At 73.4% G+C, this 6359-nt stretch carries 7 protein-coding genes; all 7 read left to right on the forward strand.

Annotated features, from left to right (window positions below):
- Positions 1-36 precede the first annotated feature (36 nt).
- Positions 37-828, forward strand: coding sequence for a DivIVA domain-containing protein (locus Q2K20_RS07215; RefSeq protein ID WP_096905308.1), 792 nt, complete (start codon positions 37-39; stop codon positions 826-828).
- A gap of 23 nt (positions 829-851) precedes the next feature.
- Positions 852-1451, forward strand: coding sequence for a YceD family protein (locus Q2K20_RS07220; RefSeq protein ID WP_159148943.1), 600 nt, complete (start codon positions 852-854; stop codon positions 1449-1451).
- Positions 1448-2146, forward strand: coding sequence for a ribonuclease III (rnc, locus tag Q2K20_RS07225; protein WP_159148942.1), 699 nt, complete (start codon positions 1448-1450; stop codon positions 2144-2146). Before Q2K20_RS07220 ends, rnc begins: the two co-directional genes overlap by 4 nt.
- Before the next feature lies 1 nt (position 2147).
- Positions 2148-3065, forward strand: coding sequence for a bifunctional DNA-formamidopyrimidine glycosylase/DNA-(apurinic or apyrimidinic site) lyase (gene mutM / locus Q2K20_RS07230; protein ID WP_096905310.1), 918 nt, complete (start codon positions 2148-2150; stop codon positions 3063-3065).
- 32 nt (positions 3066-3097) lie between these two features.
- Positions 3098-3586, forward strand: coding sequence for an OsmC family protein (locus Q2K20_RS07235; RefSeq protein ID WP_269501226.1), 489 nt, complete (start codon positions 3098-3100; stop codon positions 3584-3586).
- Positions 3583-3873: an acylphosphatase gene (locus Q2K20_RS07240; RefSeq protein ID WP_269501228.1), complete on the forward strand. Its 291-nt coding sequence runs from the start codon at positions 3583-3585 to the stop codon at positions 3871-3873. Before Q2K20_RS07235 ends, Q2K20_RS07240 begins: the two co-directional genes overlap by 4 nt.
- A gap of 16 nt (positions 3874-3889) precedes the next feature.
- A partial coding sequence (gene smc / locus Q2K20_RS07245) for a chromosome segregation protein SMC (RefSeq protein ID WP_317176759.1) occupies positions 3890-6359 on the forward strand: 2470 nt, incomplete at its 3' end.

A 6359-nucleotide genomic window follows, 5' to 3' on the forward strand; every position in this document is an offset into this window, starting at 1 on the left:
GTGGGGCAAGAGTGACGATCCGGTGAAGGGACGAGCGTGTACCGAGTGTTCCAGGCCCTCGACGAGCTGAACGCGATGATCGAGGACGCCCGCAGTCTGCCCATGACCGCGAACTGCGTGGTGCCCCGGCACGAGTCCCTGCTGTTGCTCGACGACATCCGTGACTCGTTCCCCGGCGAACTCGACGACGCCCAGGACGTGCTGGACCAGCGCGACAGGGTGCTCGCGGAGGCCGATGCCACCGCCCGCGAGACGGTCGCCGCCGCCGACGCCGAGGCGGACCGCACCCTGCGCGAGGCGCGCGAGGACGCGGACGCCATGCTCGCCGACGCCAAGGCCCGCGCCGACCGCATGGTCGCCGAGGCGACCACCCACGCCGACGGGCTGGTGGGCGACGCCCGCGCCGAGTCGGCGGAGCTCCTCGACCGCTCGCGTCGGGACGCCGAGTCCACCACGAGCCGCGCCCGCGCGGAGGCAGACCGGCTCGTCGAACAGGCCAACATCCTCTACGACCGCACGATCACCGAAGCCCGGCAGGAGCAGCAGCGGATGCTGTCCGAGTCCGAGGTCGTCCGCATCGCCGACGAGGAAGCCGCGCGGGTGCGAGACGCCGCGCACGCCGAGAGCGAGCGTCGGCGCGAGGAATGCGACGCCTACATCGACGAGAAGATGGCCCGGTTCGAGGAGTTCCTCGGCACCACCCTCCGCACCGTCAGCCGGGGTCGCGAGGAGCTGCACGGTGTCGCCCCGGTCGGGCGACGGGAGCCCACCGGCCGGCGGGGGGTCCGCGAGGACGAGCGCCCGGGCGACGGGTACGGGGACTACTGACCCCGGCGGGTAGTCTGCTGGGCGTGTCCACCACCTCCCGTACCCCCCGCCACGGCCGGCCCGCCGCCGATTCGCTCGTCCTCGACACCCGCGTCCTCGGACGCGCCCCCGGCTCGATGGTGCCGGTGCAGCGTGCCGCCGTCCTCCCCTCGGCCATCGGCGTGGAGTTCATCCGGATCCCCGAGGGCTCCGAGGTGGACCTCGACCTCATGCTGACCTACGTCGACGAGGGTGTGCTCGTCACCGGCTCGGTCACCGGTCGGGCCGAGGTCGAGTGCGCGCGCTGCCTTGGCGAGTTCTCCGCCCCGGTGGGCGTGGACCTGACCGACATGTACGCGGCCGAGGGCACCGCCGCGGCCGAGGCCGCCGAGCAGGACGAGGTCCGCCTGCTGGACGGCGACCTGCTCGACCTCGAGCCCGCGCTCGTCGACGCGTTCGGTCTGGAGTTCCCCATGTCGCCGACGTGCACCGACTACGGACACGACGAGTGCATCAACCTGGACACCCCCGCTCCCGACGGCGTCTCCGGCGACGCCGAGGGCCGGATCGACCCGCGCTGGGCCGGGTTGGCGGAGAAGTTCGGGTCCACCGGAGCCGGCGACGCCGGTGAGGACCGCGCGTGACGGAGCAGCCGTCGCCCCTGGACTCTGTCCTGGGGGTCGCCCTCCCCGCCGACCTCGCCACCCAGGCTCTGACCCACAGGTCGTACGCCTATGAGCACGGCGGTCTGCCCCACAACGAGAGGTTGGAGTTCCTCGGCGACGCGGTGCTCGAGTTGGTCGTGACGGAGTACCTCTACACGGCGTACCCGGACCGTCCCGAGGGGGACCTCGCCAAGATCCGCGCGAGCCTGGTCAACACCTACGTCCTGGCCGACATCGCGCGCGAGATCGGCCCCGGCGGCCTGGGAGATCACCTGCGGCTCGGCCGCGGTGAGGAACTGACGGGCGGTCGCGACAAGCACTCGATCCTCGCCGACACCCTCGAGGCGGTGTTCGGGTCGGTCTATCTGACCCACGGGCTCGAGACGGCCCGGGGTCTGATCGAACGGATCATCGGCGACCGACTGCAGGTGGTCCCGCATCTGGGGGCGGCCCTCGACTGGAAGACCAGCCTGCAGGAGAAGTGCGCGTCGACGGGCAGGCCCAGGGTGCGGTACGAGATCACCTCCACCGGGCCGGACCACGACAAGACCTTCTCCGCGGTGGTGTTCGTGGGCGACGAGTCCCTGGGCGAGGGGACCGGTCGCACCAAGAAAGAGGCCGAGCAGAAGGCCGCCGAGCAGGCGTGGGCCGCCCTGGACGGGACCACACGCTGACGTGCCCGAGCTACCCGAGGTCGAGGTCGTCCGCAGGGGCCTGGCCGATCACGTCGTCGGTCGTGTGATCACGTCCGTGGAGGTCACCGGCGCCCGCACCGCGCGCCGGCAGCCGGGCGGCGCCCCTGAGATCGTCGCGCGTCTGACCGGCCGCACCGTCAGCGGCGCCCGGCGTCGCGGCAAGTACCTGTGGCTCACCCTGGACTCCGACCACGCGGCGGGAGCGGACTGCCTGCTCGTACACCTGGGGATGAGCGGGCAGATGTTGGTCGCCGAGGGCGGTGCGCCGCCGGTACGCCATCTGCACGCGCGAGCCGAGCTCGACGACGGCAGGGAGCTGCGTTTCGTCGATCAGCGGACGTTCGGCGGGTGGACCGTCGTCCCACTGGCGGAGGCTCTCGACGGCACGGGGGAGCTCCTGCCCGCGCCGGCCGCCCACATCGCGGCGGACCCGTTCGAGCCCGGGTTCGACCCCCTCGTCGCCGCCCGGACGATCCGACGCCGGGACACCGAGATCAAGCGCCTCCTGCTGGATCAGACCGTGGTCTCGGGGATCGGCAACATCTACGCCGACGAGGCCTTGTGGCGCTCCGGTCTCCACGGCCGCCGGCGGTCCGGCGCCGTGACACTCCGCGCCGTGACCGGGGTCCTCGAGCACGCCCGCGAGGTGATGGCGGACGCGCTGGCGGCCGGCGGCACCTCATTCGACGCGCTGTACGTCAACGTCAATGGCGCCTCGGGGTACTTCGATCGCTCCCTCGACGTCTACGGACGGGCGGGCCTGCCGTGCGCGCGGTGTGGGACGGCCGTGGTGCGGGAGGACTTCATGAACCGCGGTTCGCACTTCTGCCCGGTCTGCCAGCCCGCGCCACGCCGGTCCCGCCCGCCACGTCGGTCCCGCGCGCCGCGGCGGGGCTGAGGTGGCCCGCGGACCGGTCGTACGATGACCGCATGACCGAGCAGACCCCGCCCACCCTCACGCAGACGCCCGCGCCGGCCGCCCCGCAGGCGGCGCACCCCGCTCCCGATCTCCGTGTCGAACGCACCGGGACCCGACGCTACGTGGGGACATCTTCCCGGGGAGCCCGGGTCGAGATCGGCTCGGCCGACGTCGAGGGGGTGTTCACCCCGGGGGAGTTGCTCAAGATCGCGCTCGGGGCCTGCACGGCCATGGCCTCCGACTTCACGATCTCCCGCCGGTTGGGTGACGACTACGCCGCGACCGTTCGCGTCTCCGGAGACGCCGACCGCGAGAACGAGCGATACCCGCTGCTGGAGGAGAGCTACGAGCTCGACCTGTCCGGGCTAGACCCGGCGATGGCCGAGCGACTGGTGGCGATGATCCGGCGCTCGGTGGACTCCGCGTGCACGGTTGGCCGGACGCTCACCGCGGGCACCGAGATCGAGCTGGGCTTCGAGACCGGGGGCGGCGAGGCATGAGCGCCCCGGGAGCCGACCGGGTCCGGCTGGTCGCCTGGGTCCACGGCCGCGTCCAGGGCGTGGGCTTCCGTTGGTGGACCCGCAGCCGGGCACTCGAACTGGGGCTGAGCGGGTACGCGGCCAACAAGCCGGACGGGCGCGTCCACGTGGTGGCGGAGGGACCGGAGCCCGCGTGCCGTGACCTGGTGGAACTCCTCCGCGGCGGCGGGACCCCCGGCCACGTGGACCTCGTCGTCGACACCTGGGAGCCGGCCCGGGGCGGACTCCCGGGATTCGTCGAACGCTGACCTAGGATCGACAACCGTGTATCTCAAGTCGCTGACGCTCAAGGGCTTCAAGTCCTTCGCGGCGCCGACGACCCTGAGATTCGAGCCCGGAATCTGCTGCGTGGTGGGGCCCAACGGGTCGGGCAAGTCCAACGTCGTCGACGCCCTGACCTGGGTCATGGGCGAGCACAGTGCCAAATCGCTGCGCGGCGGCAAGATGCAGGACGTCATCTTCGCGGGGACCACGGGAAAGCAGCCGCTCGGCCGCGCCGAGGTCACCCTCACCCTGGACAACTCCGACGGCGTGCTGCCGATCGACTACGCCGAGGTGTCGATCACCCGCCGGATGTTCCGCGACGGCGCCGCGGAGTACGAGATCAACGGCGACCGCGCCCGACTCATGGACGTGCAGGAACTGTTGTCGGACTCAGGGATAGGCCGCGAGATGCACGTGATCGTCGGCCAGGGAAAACTCGCCGAGATCCTCGAGTCCAAGCCGGAGGAGCGCCGGGCGTTCATCGAGGAGGCCGCCGGGATCCTCAAACACCGGCGCCGCAAGGAGAAGGCACAGCGCAAGCTCGCCGGGATGCAGGGCAACCTGGACCGGCTGAACGACCTCACCACCGAACTGCGGCGCCAGCTCAAGCCGCTGGGACGGCAGGCGGAGGTCGCGCGCCGGGCGCAGACCATCCAGGCGGACCTGCGCGACGCCACGTTCCGCCTCGCCGCCGACGACCTGGTCACCCGTCGACGCGAGCTCGCGGATGCCGAGAGTGTCCGCACCCGGTTGGCGGACCAGGTCGCGCAGGCGGTCGACCGCAGGGACGAGCTGGTGCGGGCCGTCGCAGACACCCAGGCCGAGCTCGATCGGCTGACCCCGGACGCCGACGCCGCGCAGCAGCGGTGGTTCGGTCTGTCGACGTTGGCGGAGCGGGCCCGCGCCACCGCCCGGATCGCCGCCGACCGCGCGCGGTCGCTGGCCGCCGAGGTCGCCGTGCACCACGGCACCGACCCGGACGAGCTCGAGCGCCAGGCCGAGCGGGCCGCCGTGCACGAGGAGGAACTCGCCGCCCAGGTCGACGCCGCCGCCGAGAAGGCCCGTCTCGCGACGGAGGCTCTCGGACGGGCCGAGTCGACGCTCGCCGCGCTCGAGGCCGAGCATCTCAAGGCCGTCCGGGCGATCGCGGACCGCCGGGAGGGCGTGGCCAGGCTCGCGGGCAAGGTCGAGACCCTCGCCGCGAGAGTGGAGTCCACCCAGGCGGAGATCGCGCGCGTGGACGCCGAGGCGGAGGTCGCGCGCACCGCCGTGGTCGACGCCGAGGCCGAGTTCGACGCCGTCCACGCCAGGGTGGGGGCGCACGAGCAGAGCGAGCGGACCCTCGACGAACACCTGGGGCGGGCCGAGCGCGCCCACCTGGCGGCACGGGCCCGGCTGGCGGAGTTGCAGGGGATCGAGCGGGAGGCCGACCAGCGGATCGCGCGGCTGGCCGCCCGGATCGAGACTCTCGAGCAGAACAAGGGCGCCGGGGACGGCGCCGAGTGGGTCCTGCGGCACCTCGGGGCCGACGCCGTCGCCGGGACGGTGGGGGAGATGCTCGGCGTCCGCGACGGGTGGGAACGCGCCGTGGGGGTCGCACTCGGGCCGGCCGTCGACGCGGTGGTCGTGGACACCTCCGTGGACCGGCGCCAGGTACTTGCGGCGTTGCGCGAGGCCGACGCGGGCCGGGCCGGTCTCGTGGGCGCCGGGGCGCCGGGTGGCGACTACCGCCTGGAGGTCGACCTGGTCGGCGGGGCACGCTGGGCGCTGGACGTGGTGGACGTCCCGGAGGACCTCGTGGCGGCGGTGACCGCCCTGTTGGTCGATGTGGTCGTGGTCGACGACCTCGCCGCCGCCCACGCCCAGGTCGAAGCGGACCGCCGCGTGCGCGCGGTGACCCGCGACGGGGAGCTGGCTGGCGCTGGGTGGACCGTGGGCGGGTCCGCGTCGGGGCGGACGGGGTTGGAGATCCAGTCGGCGATCGACGCCGCGGTCGTCGAGCGCGACGCCGTTCGGGCCGAGATCGAGACCACCCGCGCCGAGTTGGCCGGCGCCGCGGCCGAGGACACCGAGCGGGCGGACCGGTTCTCCGAGACGCTCGCCGCCATCAGCGAGTCCGACGCCGCGATCGAGGAGATCTACGCGGAGCTCGCCCGTATCGGCACGCGACGGCGTCGCGCCGAGGCCGAGGTGCGGCGCCTGGAGCAGACCCGCCGGATCTCGGTGGACAAGCTCGACGCCGCGCGCGCCGAACACGCCGAGCTGACCGACCGACTCGCCAGGGCCGGGGACGACGACGAGGTCCGGCCACCCGAGGACGACGGGCGCGGTGCCGCGCAGGCCGCGGTGGCCTCGGCCCGGGCCGCGGAACTCGAGGCCAGGCTCGCCCACCGGTCGGCCGAGGAGCGGGCCGCCGGCGTCCGCGGCAAGTCGGCGTCCCTGCGGCGGGCTGCGCAGGCGGAGCGCGAGT

This window comes from Dietzia sp. IN118 (genome assembly GCF_032905965.1).
GTDB classification, from domain to species: domain Bacteria; phylum Actinomycetota; class Actinomycetes; order Mycobacteriales; family Mycobacteriaceae; genus Dietzia; species Dietzia kunjamensis.

Coding starts and splice junctions, on each gene's coding strand:
- Q2K20_RS07235 (WP_269501226.1), top strand. CDS start 3,098: ATGACCGAGCAGACCCCGCCCACCCTCACGCAGACGCCCGCGCCGGCC.
- Q2K20_RS07240 (WP_269501228.1), top strand. CDS start 3,583: ATGAGCGCCCCGGGAGCCGACCGGGTCCGGCTGGTCGCCTGGGTCCAC.